Below are 16,348 nucleotides of genomic sequence, written 5' to 3' on the forward strand. Positions count from 1 at the left end.
GTGAGATTTTATGTAATTAATTCGAGCCAACTTCTGATTGTAGGGTGTGTCGCTTTGAGAAGTTTTGCCACTATTTGAAAATATTGAGGGCGACGCACCACACAGTTTAAGGTGCATCGCAGAAAGGATTTGTCGGCACTATTTGAAAATATTGATGGCGACACACCCTACAGTTTAAGTAAGTAATCGGACTATTGTGTAGGGGCAATCACCCTGCGGGTTGACGCTCCTGAGGAGTGATGTTACGGATATCGTGCCATTAAATCATCTCCAAAATCAAAGGTAAATATAGCTCCTGGATCGCGTTAGTAGAGAATAAAAAGTGCACAAAAGCACGCCCGAGCGAAGCTATCCCGAAGGGAATCGCAAATTATCCATACAGCAAAAACATGGCAACACTTTACGTAAACCCGCAAACAGGCAGCGATGCAGCAGCCGGCAGCCAATCGGCTCCCTTCAAAACGATCGCCCGCGCTATCAACTTCGCTGCATCGGGAACTGTTATTCAGCTAGCACCGGGAACTTACAGCGCAGCCAGCGGCGAACAATTCCCCTTAGAAATTTCCGAGTCAAAGTTATCGGTAATGAAGCCAACAAAGGAAGCGGTACTCTGATTCAAGGAAGCGGCAAATTTGTCAGTCCCACCGCTGCGAGTCAAAATGTCACTCTACTGCTAGCAACTGATGCCGAATTGCGGGGAGTAACTGTCACCAATCTAGATATTCGCGGCACCGGAGTCTGGATTGAGTCAACTTCTCCCACTGTGGCTAACTGCACTTTTACGCTTTGTAAGCGCGAAGGTGTTTTTGCCACAGGTACTGCTAATCCTGCGATTCTCGACAACATATTTGTAGAAAACTCGGAGGCTGGCGTAATTGCGGCGGGAACTGCTAAAGGGGTAATGCGGCGCAATGTTTTTCAAAATACCGGTTTCGGCATTTCTCTGCAAGCTCAATCGGCTCCTTTGATTGTTGATAACCAAATTGTCGCCAATCGCTCCGGTATCGTTTTAACGGGGAACTATAAGCCAGTTGTGCGGAAGAATCGCATTGAAAAAAATACCGAAGATGGTTTGACTGCGGTGGAAAAATCTCTGCCAGATCTTGGTACGGCTCAAGATTTAGGGGGCAATATTTTTGCCAACAATGGCGAATTTGATTTGCAAAATGCTACTGCGACTAAGATTTTTTCCCTGGGAAATCAGCTCAATCCTTCGCGGGTAAAAGGTTTATTTGAGTTGGGAAATGTGACGCCAACTCCGACTCCGACACCAACTCCAACTCCAACTCCAACTCCGACACCTGGAGGTGTAAAGTTTAGCGATATCAGCACTCACTGGGCTAAGGATTTTATCGATCGCCTAGCTAAAATGAATATTATTAACGGGTTTCCCGACGGCACTTTTAAACCTGATGAGAGTTTAACTAGGGATCAGTATGCGGCTTTGCTGGCGAAGGCGTTTGAGTTGGCGCCGCGCCGTGAAGCAACGGTTTTTAAGGATGTGGCGGCGGATTTTTGGGCCCAAAGTGCGATCGTCAAAGCGAATCGAGCTGGGTTTTTGGTTGGATATCCCGACAGCAGGTTTCGCCCGGAACAGAATTTGACTAGAGCTCAGGCGATCGTATCATTGGTAAACGGCTTGCAGTTTACGGGCGGCAATCCTAATTCTTTGAGCGTTTATGCCGATCGAGCTTTGATTCCCAGTTTTTCCACCGACTCGATAGCCACCGCCACAGAGCGCAAAATCGCGGTCAACTATCCCGCACGCGACAAGCTTTCCCCCGCCCGCGACATCACCCGTGGCGAGATATCCGCCCTCGTCTACCAAACTCTGGTAGCCACAAACCGCGCAGAGCCAATTAACTCTCCCTACATCGTCTAAGCGAATTGGGAAGGGGAGAAGAGGGATTCGGGGAGAGGGGGAGGAGAGGGAGAGGGTTCGAGGGGGAGGCTGACGGGTGTAGGTTTTTTCGTAAAAGCATTATCCCATAAGAGTTTAAAAAATTCGCCAGCTCGAAGCCTAAAACCATTGCACAGTAGCTTGTTTGCAGTATTTTACCATGCCAAAAACCTACACCTGTCAGCTCTCCCCCTCGAACCAATCTCCCTCTCTCCCAATCTCCCCAATCTCCCCCCTCTCCCCCTCTCCCTCTCTCCCAACCTCCCCAATCTCCCCCTCGAACCATCTCTCCCCAATTTCCCCTCTCCCCAAGTCTTGACTTCCGAGTGTCCAAATCGCTTTATGATTAAAATATTAAGAAATTCAGCAATCTTTAAGGTTCGACTCTCAAATTATGGCTAAAATTCAATTCTCCCGGGGTATAGACGAAGATACTGTACCCGAAGTCCGCCTCACCCGTTCTAAAAGCGGAGCTCAAGGGACTGCGACGTTTATCTTTGAAAATCCGAAATCTCTCAGCAACGATAGTACCCAAGACATTACTGGAATGTACATGATCGACGAAGAAGGCGAACTTCTGACTCGCGAAGTTAAGGCTAAATTCATCAACGGTCAACCTGCGGGTTTGGAAGCTCTTTATCTGATGAAAAGTGCCGCTGACTGGGAACGCTTTATGCGTTTCATGGAACGCTACTCGGAAACAAACGGCTTAGGATTTAGCAAGGCATAATAGATAGTTGGTAATTGGTAGTTGGTAATTGGTAATTGGCCGATCGCCGGTTGCTGGTTGCCGATTACTTACGACAAGAAACCATGACGCAAATTCCTCACCCCGACTTATCTAAAATAACCGTCAATTGCGCTATCATTACTGTTAGCGATACGCGCTCTGCTGACACAGACAATAGCGGTTTGTTAACGAAAAAGTTGCTAAAAGATGCCGGCCACTCTGTGGTAGCTTACACTGTTGTTAAAGATGATGCGGTAAAAATTGTATTGCAAATGCAGGCGCTTTCCCAGCGCGAAGATGTGGATGCGATCGTTTTGAGTGGCGGGACGGGTATTTCTCCACGAGATACTACTTACGATGTGATGGAGAGTTTGCTCGACAGGGTTTTACCGGGATTTGGGGAGATATTTCGGTATTTGAGCTATCAAGAAATTGGTTCGAGGGCGATCGCATCTCGCGCCGTTGCAGGCGTTTATCAAGGCAAGTTAGTCTTTTCTCTTCCCGGCTCTAGCAATGGTGTGAAACTAGCTGTGGAAAAGCTAATTTTACCAGAGTTAGTTCACTTGGTCAAGCAGTTGCGGGGAGGTTAAGGGCGATCGATCGCTCTTTTAGTCGATCGACCTCCTTGTGGTAATTTAAGATCGATCGGCTACACCTCGATTTTATAGTTGAGTTGATGTTCATCACCCGGCAAACCTCGAAAACCCCAATTATGCTTGGGATTCTCAAAAATCGTGATTTCTAAATCCTGTGTGGAAATTCCCAATGGCTGTAATCGCTCAAACAATAAACGAATCAACTGCTTTTTCATCTCGACAGTGCGTCCGTCAATCATGCTCACCTCAATAATAGTGTAACGTTCTGTCCGCCCCATAGGGTAAAAGAAATCAGAGCTGTCGAACAGAAAGAATCGGTGCGAACGTTTATCGGGTGGATACTGGAGTGCATCTATCACACAGGAATTAATTACATCAGAGAGTTGGGGCTTAATGGGATCGAGATGCTCTCTCAAGCCGGAGATTTTAACCTGTACCATAATTCTATGTATGACAACAACTCTCTATTAAAACCTATTTGTCTCGCGTTAAGTTGTCGATTTCACATAAATTTTACTTTACGGTGCTAATAAGTTTGTAGTAAGGACTTCAGTCCTCATAGTTTTATGTTTTATAAGGACTGAAGTCCTCACTACAAACCTTGATCTGACATCATGCGATGAAAATCCCAGCAACTTGCTCTCCATTCATCGTCATGCGCGCCACAAATTCATCTCCACCATCTACAAAACTCAGCTTCCACAAATAAACCTGAAAACCATCTTGTGTCAACTCACCAAAATAACTAATTGAATATCCGTTTTGCAGGCGCAAACCGAGTTCATCGCTAACATTATCAAACATTTCTTGTGTAATGCCGGCTTTGTAGCCTGCATCGCCCACCGTGGTAAACAACTCGTAATTTTTCGATGCAGTGGCATCCAAGATCGCCTCCAAACAATCAATGACCTTTTGAGGCGGGGCTGTCGGGTTCATAATGATGTCCTTGATTTAGGATTCAATCAAAATGCTCTAGCGAAGACTGATGTCTAACTATTAATTTTACCACATTTGCGATCGAATCCAGCTTTTGATCGCCATTGACTGCAAACAGTTTTTACACATCAAGCTTTACTATTTATAGTAGGGACACGACACGGCCCAGTGTCAACAGAAGCCTGAAACCGTTGAAAAATCTCGCTTTGATCCGAGGCCCGATCCCCCTCGCATCCCCCGATCGAAAGGGGACTTTGAGCAGAATATTGTCCCACCCCTTAGGTCGGGGGGTGCGAGGGGGATCCGATCCTAATCATCAAACAGCAGTCTGTAACTAGGTTTGACGTTAAGTTGACACTGGGCACGGCGCCGTGTCCTACCCCAGCATCTTCAGTCACCTAAAAACCGCTATATCGCCTCAGCAACAATAGTCCGGTGTCGAACTGTATTGCGACTAATAGTCGGCATTCTCAAACCAGCATCAACCAAAGCCTGCTCAATATCCAACCCAAAATACTGATCCAAATAAGGCTCCGTACTCTTGAGCAAAGTCAAAATATAAGGAGGCATTTTGGCATAAACTTCCGACTGAGGATTCATATCCATAATTGTCAAATGTCCGCCAGCACGCAGCAAACGCCTCGCTTCCCGAAATACTTCCTTACTTGCTTTTTGTGGCAGTTCGTGACAAACTAGGCAAATAGATACTAAATCAAAAGAAGCAGCAGGTAAACCAGTAGATTCAGCAGCAGCGTGCACCCAAGTCGGAGATTTTTGATGAGAAAATTCCGCTTCTCGCTGTTGAGAACGGTATTGAGCAACGGACAAAAAATAAGGCGACAAATCCACCCCAGTCATCTTTGCTTCCGGGTAAACATCCCCAAGCGCAAAGGTACTCATTCCCACACTGCATCCCAAATCCACAATATCTTGCGGCGAAGAAGAAATTTGAGCTTTGACGATTTCGTGATAGCTGGCGCGGAGTTTAGCATCGCCTTCTGCACCCGCTTCTGGCCAAATTCCCGCATGAACTGCACGGGCTGCAACTTCAACTTCTGTGGCAGCTTCCCAACTCATATTACCTTTTTCGTAAGCGTGGAATGAAGTTAGATAATATTTCGGGTAAACCAAATCGGGATTTTCTACGCTGAGCAATTCTGCATCCCAATTTCGGGACAAAAGTGTTTGCGCTTCTTCTCGCCAATGCACTCCGATTTTTTCGGCTCTGTTTATCATCATTTCCCGCGCTTGGTGCTTGGCTAGAGCGGCCAAAGGTTTAATGGAGAGTACGCCATTTACTAAACGCGATGCTAATCCCGGAGTTTTGTTAACTGCAACAGTCATATTTTATTGTTTTCGATTTAGCGCCATCAATTTTAACACGTCTCGGTCATTTTGAGTGACTTGAGACAATCAAACTTTACAAGGTTCGTAGTGAGGACTTTAGTCCTTTCTTTGATGCGGACTAAAGTCCTCACTACGAACCAATCTGTCCAAGGTTCGTAGTGAGGACTTTAGTCCTTTCTTTGATGCGGACTAAAGTCCTCACTACGAACCAATCTGACAATGAGCATTAGCTCTCAGATGAGATTGCCGAGAAATCTGGAATCGGATTTACTGAAGTTGGAGTATTTGGAAGAACACTATCAAATATGGCTATTTAGGAGTTTGTTGTGAGCAAGTCAATTGTGGAATTGGTTGACAATTTGCCGGATTCTGGGATTACTGTGATGATGCTCAAATCCCTGGATTTTGTGGTTCCGGGGGAGTGGAATAATCTATCTGGTTTTGATAATACTATTCGATCGCTCACAGGGGAAACCGATCGCGCTTTAGTGCAAAAAATTCGCGCCAGGGCGATCGAGCTTTACGCCAACTCCAACGAGCCCTATCAAGGCGCAGTCAGGCTTTACCAGCTTGCAGACAGCGCTGACAGTGCCTTAGGCGCGACGGCTATGGCGAATAAAATCGGCGAAAAAATCGGCTTTCTCTCGTTTATGAGCCGCCTGACTCCCAAGGCTGACACCACTCAAACGATCGACTTATGCGTCAAAGTGGCGATCGAACTCATAGTCTTCTGCAAACTCAACAAAATCTCCCTTGACAACGTGGGAAGCTTTACAAATTACTTATCAGAATACAAAAGTGAATCTCTAATGCGGATGGCTGCATTAGTATGCGCTGACGGCTTAATTCCCCTCGGCCCGGACTTCATCAAAGTAGCGCAAAAAACCCTAAGCGGCTTAAATCCTGGAACCTTGCAGCAAAACTCAACCTTCCAAAACATCAGCAACCTAATTCCCGGCGCAAATAATGCACAAAAATTCGGATTCGTGACAACAACCTTCGCCTCAGCGCAAGGTTGGATGAACAATTTAGTGGTATCTCGCGGCTTAACTCCCGCGACAGTTTTAGGGAATCTCAAGCAATACGTTGATGTTACCGATGACAAATTGGATTATGTCGCCGCGTTTTTGGACATGACTACCAATTATTACGAGCATACCGGAATTCAGACAGTTGCTCGCCAATTGATCGATCGCGCTTACGCCGAAACATTATTCGCCCGGATGTAACCTCCTGAGATAAATCCAATGCGAGGAGCTATTTCACGCACCTCGCATCTTTCCAGATGATACTCCTAGACACACGGTAGCGAGAAACCGGGTTTTTTACGAAAATTATGCGTTACAGCCCGCCAATTAGCTAAAAAACCCGGTTTCTTTAGTCTCAAGGCGAGTTTCCTCGTCTGAAAACAAATGTTATCTGTGAAATAAACCGAGAAAGGCGATCGCGAATCAAGTCAAAAAATCAAGCAAAAACAACAGTACGATTGCCATAAACTAAAACACGATTTTGTAAATGATATCGCACCGCCCTTGCCAAAACAATCCGTTCTAAATCCTTACCTTTGCGAACCAAATCAGACACTTCATCGCGGTGACTCACACGCACCACATCTTGCTCAATAATCGGCCCAGCATCTAAATCAGGTGTCACATAATGGGCAGTTGCACCAATAATTTTTACCCCTCTTTCATAAGCCCTTTCGTAGGGATTAGCACCCACAAACGCGGGCAAAAATGAATGGTGAATATTAATCACCGTGGGAAACTTCATCATGAAATCTTGACTCAATATTTGCATATATTTCGCCAAAACCACTAAATCAATGTTGTATTTTTTGAGAGTATCTAACTGTTGTGCTTCTTGAATAGCCTTATTCTCTTTGTTAATGGGAATATATTCAAAATCGATACCATACTGTTCGGCAATGGGCTTTAACTTTTCATGGTTACTCATAATTAAGAGAATTTCACCATTAATTTCTTTAGAGCGTTCTCGCCAAATCAAGTCTAATAAACAATGATCTTGACGACTTACCCAAATCGCGATCCGTCGAATATTATGGGAAAAATGTAATTGCCAATTTGCTTGTAAATCCTTGGCAAGTTCACTAAAAGCATCTGTCATTTCTTCGATGCTTAAGTCAAAACCGTCTAATTGCCATTCCAGACGACTTAAAAATAATCCTGCGGTAAAATCAGTATGGTGATCCGCGTGGATAATATTGCCATTATGGGAGGCGATAAAATTAGCAAGTAAGGCGACAAGCCCTTTGCGATCGGGACAGGAAATTAAAAGGGTTGCAGTAGGGCTAGTCATGATATAATGGCAAGGGTGTTAATTGTTGAATCTTCACTTGATTATATCAGGCTCATCCTGATATTGCAATGGTAAATCATTAGTTAAAACAAAGAAACCCTGTTTTCAAAATCATCACACCCATTTTATACGTCCAGGACTAGATCGAGTCAAAATCCTGCATATCTTCGCTAAAACTCCTGACTGTTAACTCCTTCCCTAAATTTTGAGCTAGTAAATCGATACCGTCAATAACTTGATTTGGTTGTGCGATACTCAAAATCTCATAACACTTTTCCCGATATTCGGGATGTTCTTGAAAATACTGAATCGATCGCTCTAGCGGTGGCATCACTTGATAAGCAGCTTCAGCTTTGTCGATCGCCTCTTGGGGAATAGCACTCGCCAACCTCAGCATTGCCAAATCCATCAAATCTCTCGAATTTACCCGATCGCCCGCCGATCGGCATTAGCCAACAACTTTTCGGCAAAAATATCGACTAAATTCAAACAAGGAACAGGCGACCAATTGAGATAACTCGGTTCACCGAACTCAATTCGCCCTTCACAAACCATCTCAAACTTAATCGTTGTCCCATCCACAATCACCGGAAATCTGATCCCGTATTGGTTGGTTTGAATGTCCTGTGGTAAGAAAAGGCCGCTGCGCCCAGCAAAAATCGCATCATAGCCTGCTTCTGCCACTTTTCGGCGCAGGAGACGGTAGCCGCCATCCATCGGACACATAAAGTCAATATCCTTGCTCAACCGATATTCTCCCTGCTGCATACTTACCAAGCTTGGGCGACCAAAGTAAGCCCGACATTCCTGTAGAAATTCGACGTTTAAATGGCTGAGTACAGTTAAGATTTTTTGATGGAATTCGTGCTTAAAGGTCGATCGATAAATCACGTTATTTTTGGGAGTTTCTGGCGAGGGACAAATGCTGTCAAGTTCCGTTACCAACCAAGACTGATATAATTCGCTAATTAGTTGAATAAAAAACAATTCCTCCGAGCTAGGTTTTCCCAAAATCCCCCAATAATTCCAGCCAGATTCGTAGCGGCATAGCATTTCTTTGATAGTCAAAAGTTTGACATCAGAAATTTGCCAACAGATAGCCTCAAGAAATGGGAGATGTGCGGGAATTTTTAAGGTAGCTGCTACTTCTTCATTGTTCATAAATTTTTGATTTTTTAATTAACCGCAGAGGGCGCAGAGAGCGCAGAGGAGCGAGAAGAGAGAAAAGACAAGAGAACCTAGAAAAACTCTGATAAAGATGGCAATATAAATGTTTTTTAGTCCCCCTCTGCTAGCACGAGAGTTTGTGTATCCCCGACTTATAGTCGGCAGGTTCTGCTTTTGCGCCGTCTCCCAACAGCAATTATAAAGCAAAACTTGACACCAGCAACCAAGAAAGCCGATTGATCTCGTATCGTACTCTTTGTGCGAATACACTCTACAGACTAGGTTTTGGGAGCATCTCAATTTTGTAAAAAGCTTTTTTTTCGGAGTCCGATCTCGTATAGCTCGCTTGCTTATATAGCAATCCTAAATGATTATACTCGTTACCAGGATCTGCCTGGTAACGCAGATCCGGAGGCTCTGCCGACCTTTGCGCAGCCGAGGCAGAGCCTCTGGACATCGGTTCCCAGGAAGAGCCTCTTAACCAGTTAACCAGTTATTGAAAATGATTTAGGATTGCTATATATGTAGCGAGCTATACGAGACCGCACTGCTACAAAATCAAAACCGAGATGATCCCTAGCTTTTCAATTCAATTTGAATTTGAGCCTGATTGTGGACCTGTCGGTCTTCGTTTATTTATACATTGGTCATCGCGTTCTTTAGATGTCAGGCTATCGTACTTTTGGCTTTCAGGAAAATCTTCTATAAAACTGATATTCTTGAACTCACTGGTTTCAAATTTGCGATTGCCATAAATTTGTAGACAAACAGGTTTCCCATGTTTTTTTGCTCTTCTGAGAATACCTTCATATTGCCCAGAGTTTCTTTTTTCACTTTTACCGATTTTTTAGAGTTTTTGATCGACATTTCTAAGGAGAGAAATATCTTTTCCCCCTTCTTGAGATGGCTCCTTGTCAGTCACAACTAAAGTAGTGTCAACTTCATAATTATTCAATTTCTTTATGTACACATCCTCTATTTTTGTTCCTATCCATTCCGGCGGATTGGGGGGCGGTGACGGACACCAAGGCGAAGAAGGATTATTACGACATACAGATTCATGGAACTGAACTACATCGTTGTATTTTTATAGGATAATTAAACTTGATGAGAGTATAATCACACCTATCCCCACAGGTCGTAGTCGGAGGTTTCTAAGATTGTCAATTAGTGTTAATAATTGAATTTTTGTTTGCTGCGGATCTGGATTTTTTGGGTTTTTGTGTGTTCCTGTCATGTACTGTCTCCAAAGTTATAAATTTAGTGATTGCTATAGTTGCATCAACCTGGTTAAAAGAGTCAATATCTGCATATATCAGGCTCACGAATTAAGTCATAAAGCTAATAAGTGAAATCATCCAATGCCGATTGATTTAGATGTTTTAATTCTGCTGAAACAACTTTTTCATTAGCCAACAGCAGCAGATATAGCGGTTTATATCATGTCCATTTGGTTCGGTAGCAGATCGGCCATAACGGCGCGATCAGCCTGTCAAGTTTTTTGTACAACCGATGTTCATGGACTTGATATCAATTATTTAGATCGGAAACTTTCACCGGCAATAGCTTGCCCGGATGAAAATTTTTATTCACTTAGCACCCAATGCTCAGGACTTACAACAGAAGTCTATTTATAGTGATGTTTACAAGTATTAATACAACATATCCGGGAAAATTTTGTTTTTATGCAAATTTAGGATAAATTCCGCTAGATACACTACACATGGGGGATTAAGTTAACTGCGATCGCTTTAAATACAGCGGATTGCCAGCGAGTGAAGTAAGACAGGGAAGGTTGATTTGGATTGTTGCTAGTTTATTTTTCTTGACAGCCTGATTATGATTATGTGATAATTATGTTGTTTCCATAATTTCCATCGTTTCCCAGGATCTGCCTGGTAACGCAGATCCAGAGGCTCCGCCTCACCTTAACCATCTCACAAACCCTCGATCGCCCCAATGGGAAGAAGCAGATACAAAGTAATATATTCCGACAACCAACCGCACTTTGTCACTTCTACAATTATCAACTGGATTCCTGTATTCACTCAACCCGAAATAGCACAAATAGTCTTAAATTCCTTAAGTTTTATGCAACGGGAGAAGCGTTTGGCTTTACACGGTTATGTGCTGATGGAAAATCACTTGCACTTAATCGTAACTTCTTCAGACTTGTCAACACAAATGAGAACTTTTAAATCATTTACTGCTCGCTCCATCATTGACCTGCTTGAAAAAAACAAAGCTACCAACATCTTGGATCAACTCGAATTCTATAAAAAGCTACACAAAAAAGACCAAAAATACCAGCTATGGCAAGAAGGGTTTCACCCACAAGCTATTGTGAATGAGGAAATGCTGTTGCAAAAATTGGAGTATATTCACAATAATCCTGTTAGGCGCGGCTATGTGGACGATCCTGCTTGTTGGAGATATTCTAGTTATCGAAACTATATGGATCGGGATGGATTGTTGGTAGTTGATTTGATTGATTGTTGAGTGGGATGATTTATTTGAAGGAGCGAGGCAGAGCCTCGGGAACTGCGTTTCCAGGCAGAGCCTGGGAACGAGGGATATGAGCGAGGCAGAGCCTCGGGAACTGCGTTTCCAGGCAGAGCCTGGGAAACGAGGGAATTTAATTACCAGCCAAAATCTCTTCCAGAGCTAACTTCAGCGTCGGATACTGATATTGAAAACCGCTAGCCAAAGTTTGTTTCGGCAAAACTTTCTGCCCTTCCAAAACAACTTTTGCTCCGTCTCCCAACAGCAATTCTAAAGCAAAACTTGGCACCGGCAACCAAGAAGGCCGACTTAAAACTTCCCCTAAAGTTTGGCACAATTCATTCATCCGCACCGGATTCGGCGCTGTCGCATTCAAAACGCCTTGAACTTGCGAATTTTGCAAGGCGTACAAAATTAAATCAACCACATCCTCGCGATGAATCCAAGAAAACCACTGTTTTCCTGTGCCAATTGGGCCGCCAGCAAATAGTTTAAAAGGTGGCAGCATTTTTGCCAGCGCGCCTCCCATTCCCAAAACTATTCCCAGCCGCAAAATTGCTAGCCTGGTTCCCGCATTTTTGGCAGGTTGGGCTGCTGCTTCCCAGTCTTTGCAAACTGCTGCTAAAAAATCGTTTCCCGCAGGGCTGTTTTCGTCAAACTCAGCGGTTTCGCTGGTTCCGTAGTAGCCGATCGCCGATGCGCTCACAAACACCGATGGTTTAGGATTAGCATTGACGATCGCCTCTACTAATTTTGCAGTCGTCAATCTGCGACTGTCGAGAATCGCTTGCTGGCGCGCCTCCGTCCACCTTTCCTCTGCAATCGGCACCCCAGCTAAATTAACCACAGCATCGCAGCCCGCGATCGAATGCAGCCAATCACCAGACTCCGCCGGAGTGTAGGCGACAACTTCCAAATTCGGATAAGCCGAAGCCGGAAAAACTCGCCCAGCCTTGGCCGCATCCCTGCTCAAAACCATCACTTGATGTCCGGCTGCTTGCAGCTTCTCCACCAGCCGGGTACCTACAAATCCCGTTGCTCCCGCGATCGCTACTTTCATCTTTCTTCCCGCACTTCATATCAACAGCAGTTTACACGATCGTCCAAACTTGTGTTAAATCATACAAAAATAAATAGCCAGCTCGATCGCCTCCCCACAAGCCCAGTGAATTTTCATTAAACTGATAAAGGACGCGAGGATCAAAAACAATGCCTGCAAAAAAACCAAAGCTTCTAATTGCTGCCGCCATCGTCGCAGCAGGTAGCGCCGCGGTCTACCTTTACTTCCAGGGTTTGAGCCAACAAGTATCCAACCCCCAAGACAGCGCCAAAGTTATACCCGACGAAGCAACAATGGCCGCCTTCATCTCCCCCAATCCCCAAGCCCTGTCCGAGTTGCAGCAATTTGGCAGCCCAGGCGCTCAAAAGTTGGTCGGTGCGGGTTTGAAGGCCTTTCAAGAACAAAGCTTGGCAGGCACTCAAATCGACTTTGAGAAGGACTTAAAGCCCTGGCTGGGGGGGGTGATGGTCGCTTTGCTGCCACCGGATGCTGGGGCGAAAACCGAGGCTCCTAAGCTGCTGGTTGTAGTCAGCGTCAAAAATAAAATTAGCGCTTGGAATTTTGCGAATAAATTAAAATCTCAACAAGGTGCTACAACTCAAGAAACCGAGTACAAAGGAGTTAAAATTTCTGAGATTGCAGAGCCAACCGGCAAGCGCTACAGTGTGGCTTTGTTGAACGACCAATTAGTGATGGCTCCTTTGAGAAAGCCTGTGGAATTGGCGATCGACACTTTTAAAGGACAGCCCTCCCTCGCCACCCAGAAGAGTACAACTAAGTTTTTTGCAGAGAGTGCTGGCGTAGCGAATCCGATCGCAACTATTTACATTGGTGACTATCCTGCGGCAATCGAGCAATTAAAAACTAATTTGCCCGATGATTTCCAATTGCCTTTGACACTGCTTTCCCAGTTCAAACAAGTCAAGTCTTTGGTAGCGGGAATTGGAGCGGACAGTTCGGGATTGAGAGTAAAAACCATCGCTCAGTTAGACCCTAAATTTGCGCAGCAACAAAAGCAAGTCCCGTCGAAACTGTTGCCCAGATTTCCCGGCGAAACCATTGCTTTAGTCGGCGGTAAGGGACTCGATCGCCTTTGGTCGCAGGCGACAGCAGAGGCAAAAGATAGCCCGGAAGTTGACAGGGGCATTCAGCAGGTGAGAAGTAGTTTTAAACGCTTGGATTTGGATGCGGATCGTGATGTTTTTGGGTGGATGAATGGGGAATTTGCGATCGGGGCGATCGGTTCGGAGCGCGGTATTTTGTCTCAGTTGGGGATGGGGGCGGCGATGATTTTTGAAACGAGCGATCGCCCCGCAGCGGAAGCAACCCTGAAAAAACTCGATGCGATCGCCAAAAGCAATCCCACAGTCAGCGTCGCCCCCAGACAAGTACAGGGGAAAGAGGTTACAGAATGGCAAATACCCCAGCAAGGAACTTTGTTCGGGCACGGTTGGCTGAATGAAAATTCTGTGTTTGTCGCTTTCGGCGGCCCTTTAGTTGATGTGATTACTTCGACGCCGCCGCAACCGTTAAGCAGCAGTCCGAGTTTTCAGGCGATCGCCACTGCTTTACCGCAGGCGAACCAAGGTTACTGTTATATAGATATGGAAAAAACCATGTCATGGGCCAACCGTTATTTGCTCGCAGTACAGCCCAATTTAGTTTCGCCGCCCGTCGCTGAATTGCTCAATTCTCTGCGAGGAGTCAGCGTAGCCACAGCTTCCACAGAACCGACAACTGCTCAGCTTGAAATGCTTTTTGCCTTCAAATCTAACAATTAGGGAATTGGGAATTGGGAATTGGGCATGGGGCATGGGGCATTGGGCATGGAGCATTGGGCATGGGGCATGGGGCATCGGCCAAACAGGGAATTGGGCAAACAGGCCAAACAGGTAATTGGGAATTGGGAATTGGGAATTTTTCTATCCGTTAAGTCCCGTACATTCCTCGTTGCCGAACTTCTATCCGTTACATCCGTTAAATCCCCTATATTGCCCGTTGCCAAACTTCTTCCTTTTGACTGATGACTAATGACTGATGACTAATGACTAATGACTAATGACTGATGACTAATGACTAATGACTAATGACTAATGACTAATGACTAATGACTAATGACTAATGACTAATGACTAATGACCCATTAAAAAAAAAGTTGCTGCCTCTCCAGGGAGGGCAGCTACTCAAATAAAGCATTTTAATGTCTCTCAAAACTTCTGGATTAACCTTCAGACGTTCCCGACTTATTCGGCAGTTGCAAGTCATCAGGATCTACATAATGACAAACTGCTTTGTCCATGCAAATCAAGGCCCAGCCGGATTTATCAATGCTCATCAACTTGTAAGAAGCGGGCTGAATAAAGAAACCTTTGTGGTTGCGGGTTGCTGGTTTGATGTTAACGTGGCTGTCAGTGCTCATGTCGTTACAACTCCTAGTATGATCGTAGTCAAATCTGAAAACCGCTGAGCCGGTTTGTCAATCGTCTAAGTTTTCAAATACTAGCACTGACTTCCTGAGTTTACCATAAAGTTATTTATTGATTTATTACGAGATCGTAATAAACCGCAAAGCCGATTATCTTGATCCCCGCCACCAAATCGACTTGTTTGCGCGGTTACGGCTCCAGAAGCCACTGTTTAACGCGGGCGAGACTCTTCCAGTCCGGTTTTCTGCTTAATCCTTCTTCAAAATTTTTTTTAACTTCGTCGAGCAACTCTTCGGAAGCCATCAGGAGTTGCTGAGCGACTTCAACGTGGGGGCGCACTCCTTTTTCTTTGAGGTCGAGGATCGCGACTGCTAGGTTGATGCGAGCTTGGGGGTCGTGAGGGTTCAATTTAACGGCGGTTTTCGCTGCCTTTTGAGCCGATGTGGGTTTATTTTCCAAAAGGTAGAGCCACGAGAGGCTAGCCCAGGCATTGCCATTTTTCGGGGATTTCTCGCACAGTTCTTTGAACACGGGGATCAGATTAGCAGGGGCTTCGCCAGCTTGGTAGCGATCGAAACCGTCTTTAAACATTTCTTCAGGGGTCATTCGATTTTGGATTTGAGATTTGAGATTTTAGATTGCTCGAAAGCATGGGGTGCGGGACACAGGAAGTCAATCCGATCGCTATTGTGCGTGAATTCTCAGCAATTAGCTGGAGACCAATTACCGATGCCCCATGCCCCTACTCCCAAGCAATTTTCCCATTTAAGCAGAAAAAGAACTACCGCAGCCACAAGTTTGAGTAGCGTTGGGGTTGGTAAACTTAAAGCCGCCGCCGATCATGGCATCGCTGAAGTCGAGCACCAAACCGTAGAGATAAAGAATGCTCTTGCGATCGCAAACTACCTGAAAACCTTCGTAGTCAAACACTTCATCGTCGGATTTCACAGTGCTGGGGTCTGCGAAATCCATCACGTAAGACATACCAGAGCAGCCGCCCTGGCGCACCCCCACCCGCAAGCAGAGGTCTTTACCTTGTTTTTCTCGAAGAGCTAAAACTTGACGGACAGCAGAGTCCGTCATTTGAATGCCCCGCTGTTGGGAAATCGCTTGAGTCATAATTTGCCGAACTCCTGAGACTGTCTAATGCTAAGAGTTTAATCTTATTCGTCCATTGTACAGGGAAGAAGTCATTGGTCATTGGTCATTGGCCAAACAGGCCAAACAGGTCATTGGCCAAACAGGTCATTGGCCAAACAGGTCATTGGCCAAACAGGTCATTGGTCATTGGTCATTGGTCATTTTACCCGCTCGCGAAGTCGAAGGGTGGTCATTGGTCATTTTACCCGCTCGCGAAGTCGAAGG

The 16,348-nt window shown here is 45.2% G+C and carries 18 protein-coding genes and 1 pseudogene; 9 read left to right on the forward strand and 10 right to left on the reverse strand.

Going from position 1 to position 16,348, the window contains the following annotated elements; all coding sequences use genetic code 11:
* Positions 1–389: 389 nt before the first annotated feature.
* The 4 genes and pseudogenes from QUB64_RS33085 to QUB64_RS28120 form a co-directional block, all read left to right on the forward strand.
* Positions 390–1,156 (forward strand): annotated as a pseudogene (locus QUB64_RS33085) (DUF1565 domain-containing protein); the annotation flags it as partial.
* Between the two features lie 213 nt (positions 1,157–1,369).
* Positions 1,370–1,882, forward strand: a complete 513-nt coding sequence (locus QUB64_RS33090; protein WP_369124813.1) for an S-layer homology domain-containing protein — start codon at positions 1,370–1,372, stop codon at positions 1,880–1,882.
* A 412-nt stretch (positions 1,883–2,294) separates the two neighbouring features.
* Positions 2,295–2,630 (forward strand): photosystem II reaction center protein Psb28, encoded by a 336-nt coding sequence (psb28, locus tag QUB64_RS28115; protein WP_333275164.1) that lies wholly within the window; start codon positions 2,295–2,297, stop codon positions 2,628–2,630.
* Positions 2,631–2,713: 83 nt separating this feature from the next.
* A complete protein-coding gene (locus QUB64_RS28120) occupies positions 2,714–3,220 on the forward strand; it encodes a MogA/MoaB family molybdenum cofactor biosynthesis protein (RefSeq protein ID WP_333275167.1) in 507 nt (168 codons plus the stop codon).
* A gap of 59 nt (positions 3,221–3,279) precedes the next feature.
* Here the strand turns inward: QUB64_RS28120 and QUB64_RS28125 are convergent, their stop codons facing one another.
* From QUB64_RS28125 to QUB64_RS28135, 3 genes are all read right to left on the reverse strand, one after another.
* Positions 3,280–3,666, reverse strand: coding sequence for a tautomerase family protein (locus QUB64_RS28125; protein WP_333275169.1), 387 nt, complete (start codon positions 3,664–3,666; stop codon positions 3,280–3,282).
* 172 nt (positions 3,667–3,838) lie between these two features.
* Positions 3,839–4,162, reverse strand: coding sequence for a hypothetical protein (locus QUB64_RS28130; protein WP_333275172.1), 324 nt, complete (start codon positions 4,160–4,162; stop codon positions 3,839–3,841).
* Positions 4,163–4,570: 408 nt separating this feature from the next.
* On the reverse strand, positions 4,571–5,506 hold the full coding sequence (locus tag QUB64_RS28135) for a class I SAM-dependent methyltransferase (RefSeq protein ID WP_333275175.1): 936 nt from the start codon (positions 5,504–5,506) through the stop codon (positions 4,571–4,573).
* 329 nt (positions 5,507–5,835) lie between these two features.
* Here QUB64_RS28135 and QUB64_RS28140 point away from each other — a divergent pair, with 329 nt between their 5' ends.
* Positions 5,836–6,738, forward strand: a complete 903-nt coding sequence (locus tag QUB64_RS28140) for a hypothetical protein (protein ID WP_333275178.1) — start codon at positions 5,836–5,838, stop codon at positions 6,736–6,738.
* A gap of 235 nt (positions 6,739–6,973) precedes the next feature.
* Here QUB64_RS28140 and purU read toward each other — a convergent pair whose 3' ends face one another.
* The 3 genes from purU to QUB64_RS28155 form a co-directional block, all read right to left on the reverse strand.
* On the reverse strand, positions 6,974–7,828 hold the full coding sequence (purU, locus tag QUB64_RS28145; protein ID WP_333275181.1) for a formyltetrahydrofolate deformylase: 855 nt from the start codon (positions 7,826–7,828) through the stop codon (positions 6,974–6,976).
* Between the two features lie 139 nt (positions 7,829–7,967).
* Positions 7,968–8,237 (reverse strand): hypothetical protein, encoded by a 270-nt coding sequence (locus QUB64_RS28150; protein ID WP_333275184.1) that lies wholly within the window; start codon positions 8,235–8,237, stop codon positions 7,968–7,970.
* A 14-nt stretch (positions 8,238–8,251) separates the two neighbouring features.
* Positions 8,252–8,989: a nucleotidyl transferase AbiEii/AbiGii toxin family protein gene (locus tag QUB64_RS28155; RefSeq protein ID WP_333275186.1), complete on the reverse strand. Its 738-nt coding sequence runs from the start codon at positions 8,987–8,989 to the stop codon at positions 8,252–8,254.
* A 1,965-nt stretch (positions 8,990–10,954) separates the two neighbouring features.
* On the opposite strand from QUB64_RS28155, the gene QUB64_RS28160 reads away from it, so the two are divergent.
* Entirely contained in the window at positions 10,955–11,494 is a 540-nt protein-coding gene (locus tag QUB64_RS28160) for an REP-associated tyrosine transposase (RefSeq protein ID WP_333275188.1), read from the forward strand.
* 136 nt (positions 11,495–11,630) lie between these two features.
* Here QUB64_RS28160 and thyD read toward each other — a convergent pair whose 3' ends face one another.
* Positions 11,631–12,557 (reverse strand): thylakoid membrane protein ThyD, encoded by a 927-nt coding sequence (gene thyD / locus QUB64_RS28165; protein WP_333275191.1) that lies wholly within the window; start codon positions 12,555–12,557, stop codon positions 11,631–11,633.
* A gap of 149 nt (positions 12,558–12,706) precedes the next feature.
* On the opposite strand from thyD, the gene QUB64_RS28170 reads away from it, so the two are divergent.
* Together QUB64_RS28170 and QUB64_RS28175 are read left to right on the forward strand one after the other, a co-directional pair.
* Entirely contained in the window at positions 12,707–14,338 is a 1,632-nt protein-coding gene (locus tag QUB64_RS28170) for a DUF3352 domain-containing protein (RefSeq protein ID WP_333275193.1), read from the forward strand.
* A 24-nt stretch (positions 14,339–14,362) separates the two neighbouring features.
* Positions 14,363–14,581, forward strand: a complete 219-nt coding sequence (locus tag QUB64_RS28175) for a hypothetical protein (protein ID WP_333275196.1) — start codon at positions 14,363–14,365, stop codon at positions 14,579–14,581.
* A 197-nt stretch (positions 14,582–14,778) separates the two neighbouring features.
* On the opposite strand, the gene QUB64_RS28180 is transcribed toward QUB64_RS28175, so the two are convergent.
* The 3 genes from QUB64_RS28180 to QUB64_RS28190 all read right to left on the reverse strand — a co-directional run bounded on the left by QUB64_RS28180 (position 14,779) and on the right by QUB64_RS28190 (position 16,102).
* Complete coding sequence (locus QUB64_RS28180) at positions 14,779–14,976, reverse strand: hypothetical protein (RefSeq protein WP_293132876.1); 198 nt, start codon at positions 14,974–14,976, stop codon at positions 14,779–14,781.
* 196 nt (positions 14,977–15,172) lie between these two features.
* A complete protein-coding gene (locus QUB64_RS28185; protein WP_333275199.1) occupies positions 15,173–15,589 on the reverse strand; it encodes a tetratricopeptide repeat protein in 417 nt (138 codons plus the stop codon).
* A gap of 159 nt (positions 15,590–15,748) precedes the next feature.
* Positions 15,749–16,102: a HesB/IscA family protein gene (locus tag QUB64_RS28190; RefSeq protein ID WP_293297725.1), complete on the reverse strand. Its 354-nt coding sequence runs from the start codon at positions 16,100–16,102 to the stop codon at positions 15,749–15,751.
* A gap of 55 nt (positions 16,103–16,157) precedes the next feature.
* Between QUB64_RS28190 and QUB64_RS28195 the strand changes: the two genes are divergently transcribed.
* On the forward strand, positions 16,158–16,348 hold a 191-nt coding region (locus QUB64_RS28195; RefSeq protein ID WP_333394280.1), incomplete at its 3' end, for a hypothetical protein.

Source organism: Microcoleus sp. Aus8_D2, assembly GCF_036702665.1.
GTDB lineage: Bacteria > Cyanobacteriota > Cyanobacteriia > Cyanobacteriales > Microcoleaceae > Microcoleus.

Bases quoted from the DNA above. Each gene is read 5' to 3' on its own strand.
- QUB64_RS28160 (WP_333275188.1), top strand. From the start codon at position 10,955: ATGGGAAGAAGCAGATACAAAGTAATATATTCCGACAACCAACCGCAC.
- QUB64_RS28155 (WP_333275186.1), bottom strand. From the start codon at position 8,989: ATGAACAATGAAGAAGTAGCAGCTACCTTAAAAATTCCCGCACATCTC.
- QUB64_RS28170 (WP_333275193.1), top strand. From the start codon at position 12,707: ATGCCTGCAAAAAAACCAAAGCTTCTAATTGCTGCCGCCATCGTCGCA.
- QUB64_RS28175 (WP_333275196.1), top strand. From the start codon at position 14,363: ATGGGGCATGGGGCATTGGGCATGGAGCATTGGGCATGGGGCATGGGG.
- QUB64_RS28125 (WP_333275169.1), bottom strand. From the start codon at position 3,666: ATGGTACAGGTTAAAATCTCCGGCTTGAGAGAGCATCTCGATCCCATT.
- purU (WP_333275181.1), bottom strand. From the start codon at position 7,828: ATGACTAGCCCTACTGCAACCCTTTTAATTTCCTGTCCCGATCGCAAA.
- QUB64_RS28135 (WP_333275175.1), bottom strand. From the start codon at position 5,506: ATGACTGTTGCAGTTAACAAAACTCCGGGATTAGCATCGCGTTTAGTA.
- QUB64_RS28130 (WP_333275172.1), bottom strand. From the start codon at position 4,162: ATGAACCCGACAGCCCCGCCTCAAAAGGTCATTGATTGTTTGGAGGCG.
- QUB64_RS28190 (WP_293297725.1), bottom strand. From the start codon at position 16,102: ATGACTCAAGCGATTTCCCAACAGCGGGGCATTCAAATGACGGACTCT.
- QUB64_RS28185 (WP_333275199.1), bottom strand. From the start codon at position 15,589: ATGACCCCTGAAGAAATGTTTAAAGACGGTTTCGATCGCTACCAAGCT.
- QUB64_RS28120 (WP_333275167.1), top strand. From the start codon at position 2,714: ATGACGCAAATTCCTCACCCCGACTTATCTAAAATAACCGTCAATTGC.
- psb28 (WP_333275164.1), top strand. From the start codon at position 2,295: ATGGCTAAAATTCAATTCTCCCGGGGTATAGACGAAGATACTGTACCC.
- QUB64_RS28150 (WP_333275184.1), bottom strand. From the start codon at position 8,237: ATGGATTTGGCAATGCTGAGGTTGGCGAGTGCTATTCCCCAAGAGGCG.
- QUB64_RS33090 (WP_369124813.1), top strand. From the start codon at position 1,370: ATGAATATTATTAACGGGTTTCCCGACGGCACTTTTAAACCTGATGAG.
- QUB64_RS28180 (WP_293132876.1), bottom strand. From the start codon at position 14,976: ATGAGCACTGACAGCCACGTTAACATCAAACCAGCAACCCGCAACCAC.
- thyD (WP_333275191.1), bottom strand. From the start codon at position 12,557: ATGAAAGTAGCGATCGCGGGAGCAACGGGATTTGTAGGTACCCGGCTG.